Below are 3,023 nucleotides of genomic sequence, written 5' to 3'. Positions count from 1 at the left end.
ATATTGAAAAGTATAAAATTTGGAAAGAAAATAATAATGAAAAAGATGATTCATCAAATTTAGTGGAAATTGAAGTTTCAGAGCAAGATCATGAGCTAAAAGATTGAAATTTATAATTCAAAAATGAAAATAAGGTTGCCCATTATTTAGTAATGAGCAACCTTTTCTTATACCGATTAATAATGTACATGACTTTCATCTTTTGACCAAACAATGAAAGGGTTTTCAATATCTTTTACTTTAATCATAATTTGTTCACTAGGGATTGTTCGATCTTCATATGGCAATGAAAGTTCATAATAAATATGTGCATCATCAAATCCAATTTTTGCAGCATCATCTTTTGTGAAAAAATAATATATTTTTGAAATTCTAGACCAATAGGCAGCACTTAGACACATCGGACATGGTTCACAGCTAGTATATAAAACGGCATCCTTTAATAAATATGTACCTAAATTTTGACATGCGTTTCGAATTGCTTGGACCTCTGCATGTGCAGTTGGATCATTTAAAGTTGTGACTCCATTTACGCCGGCACCAATTACTTTTCCATCTTGGACAATAACAGCTCCAAATGGCCCACCATTCTTATTTAATAAGTTTTCGTAAGCAAGTCTTACACTTAATTTCATCCAATCAGAGTGATTCAAACAAACACCACCTTTATAGTAATAAGGGCGAAAGGTAAATACATTTATCTAATTTCTTAAATTAATATAAATAAGTAGTCAATCAAATTGGTTAATTGGTTTACAATTCTTTAAATCAACCATTCATGTTAAAAAGGTTATCTTACTTATTTGTACACTCTATTACAGGATTTAAGAACATATTTAATCAATATAAAGTAAGAAAATTCATTTTTTATAAAAACAAAAATAATAGAGTAGTATAATTCAAACAAAATTTATTAATATAAATGTAAGTACTAAACGGGATAAGAAATCTAATAAATATTCAAAATGTCGAATGATTTATTTAAAAAAATAAAGGAGTTATTTGAAATGAATTAGAATATGTAAACGTTTACAACTTTTTGAAGGATGTGTTTCGAATGAAGAATTTCGGAAATTATATTCAATTACAAGTGTATAGTGGTGGGAAAAAAAGTGAGATTCCTGTTAGATTTGAGGATTTAGAAAAGTTGGCACAAGAGCAATTAGAGGAAGGCCCTTTTTATTATATAGCTGGGGGCGCAGGTAGTGAGCGCTCGATGAATGAAAATCGATTAGCATTTGATAAGTGGAAAATTGTACCGCGGATGTTACGTAATGTGGCAAAGCGTGATATTAGTATAAATTTATTCGGCAAAACATATCATTCACCAATTTTATTTGCTCCAATCGGTGTCCAGTCGATTGCGCATCCAGAAGGGGAACTTGAAGCTGCTAGAGCTGCAGCAGAATTGAATATTCCATACATTACTAGTACTGCATCTACTTACTCATTAGAAAAGGTTTCAACTGTTCTAGGAAATTCTTGTAAATGGTATCAATTATATTGTAGTAGTGATATGGAAATAGCAGCAAGTATGATGAAACGTGCTGAAGCAAATGGCTATGAAGCGATTGTTATTACGCTTGATACCTCGATTATGGGCTGGAGAGAAAAAGATATTGAAAATGCATATTTACCATTTTTACAAGGGCAAGGTATTGGTAACTATTTAGAGGATCCTGTATTTCGATCACGATTAAATAAATCACCTGAAGAAGATCCACAGTCAGCAATTCTATTATGGACAAGACTCTTTGGCAATCCTGCATTAACGTGGGAAGATTTAGCATTTTTGCGAAAACAAACTAAATTACCAATTTTATTAAAGGGAATTTTACATAAGGACGATGCAATGCTTGCACTTGAATATGGTATGGATGGCATTATCGTTTCGAATCATGGTGGAAGACAAGTTGATGGAACAATTAGTACTTTAGATGCATTAGAGAGTATTTGTAGTGAATTAAAAGGTAGATTACCAATTTTAATGGATAGTGGCATTAGAAGGGGATCAGATGTATATAAAGCTTTAGCAATCGGTGCTGATGCGGTATTAATTGGTCGACCGTATATGTATGGCCTCGCTCTTGCTGGTAAAAACGGGGTAGTCCAAGTAATGAAAAATATTTTAGCTGATTTTGATTTAACGATGGCTTTATCCGGACAAAAAAGTATCAGTGAATTAAAGCCATCATTGTTAGTGAAAGAAAACCTTAGTAAGCATTTTTAACAAATAAAGAGCGACTTCAAAAGTGCTAAGACTAATGAGCCGCTCTTTATTTTTGAAAATAGAATTATGCTGCGTTCTTTACTTCGGAATATTCTTTTACAAAAAACTTCTCCATCATACACCCTATTACAAAACCAATTAAACCTGGTATTACCCAACCGAATCCTTTACTCTGCATTGGAACAATCGATAATAATTCATTTAGTCCGTTATTTAAAAATGATGAATTGATGATCTCAATTAAGCTATAAATTCCAACAAACAAAATTGTTAATAAATAAACGGGTCTACCTTTAAATGGTAATTGATCGTGTAAAAGTGCTAGTACAATCAGTGCAATTGCCATTGGATATAAAAGACCTAATATTGGAACGGATACTTTTAATATTTGTGTAAGTCCTAAATTTGCTACGAAACCACTTATAAAACATAATAAGATTGCCCATTGTTTATAAGATAATTTAGGGAAAATACTATTAAAATATTGAGAACATGATGTGATTAAACCAATACAAACACTTAAACATGCAAGTGTAAAAATAAGTCCTAAAACAATCGTTCCACCATTTCCAAATAATTGATTCATTACTTTTGTTAAGACGATTGCTCCATTGTCAATTTGACCAGTAATCGTTGCTGAGGCACCTAAGTAGCCAATTATAAAATAAGTCATCGATAATAATAATGCACAAATTAAACCGAATATAATTAAATACTTAATTTGTAATTTTTGATTTGTTACATTTAATCTTTGAAAAATATTGATGAAAACAATCCCGTAGATTAATGCGCA

At 31.2% G+C, this 3,023-nt stretch carries 3 protein-coding genes; 1 reads left to right on the top strand and 2 read right to left on the bottom strand.

Going from position 1 to position 3,023, the window contains the following annotated elements:
* Positions 1-176: 176 nt before the first annotated feature.
* The gene (locus CN514_RS10430; RefSeq protein ID WP_176525861.1) at positions 177-653 is read right to left on the bottom strand and encodes a nucleoside deaminase; all 477 of its coding nucleotides are present in this window, start codon (positions 651-653) and stop codon (positions 177-179) included.
* A 404-nt stretch (positions 654-1,057) separates the two neighbouring features.
* Between CN514_RS10430 and CN514_RS10425 the strand changes: the two genes are divergently transcribed.
* Complete coding sequence (locus tag CN514_RS10425; RefSeq protein ID WP_098232514.1) at positions 1,058-2,230, top strand: alpha-hydroxy-acid oxidizing protein; 1,173 nt, start codon at positions 1,058-1,060, stop codon at positions 2,228-2,230.
* Positions 2,231-2,294: 64 nt separating this feature from the next.
* Here CN514_RS10425 and CN514_RS10420 read toward each other — a convergent pair.
* Positions 2,295-3,023, bottom strand: a 729-nt coding sequence (locus CN514_RS10420) for a branched-chain amino acid transport system II carrier protein (protein ID WP_176525860.1), incomplete at its 5' end; no start/stop codon positions are given.

The sequence above is a fragment of the Bacillus sp. AFS001701 genome (genome assembly GCF_002559405.1).
In the GTDB taxonomy this organism is placed as follows: Bacteria; Bacillota; Bacilli; order Bacillales; family Bacillaceae_G; genus Gottfriedia.
Note: the sequence above shows the minus strand (reverse complement) of the source record. Positions and strands in the feature narration are given on the sequence as shown.

What these genes read in the sequence shown, in the direction of transcription:
- CN514_RS10425 (WP_098232514.1), top strand. Translation starts at nt 1,058, where the DNA reads ATGAAGAATTTCGGAAATTATATTCAATTACAAGTGTATAGTGGTGGG.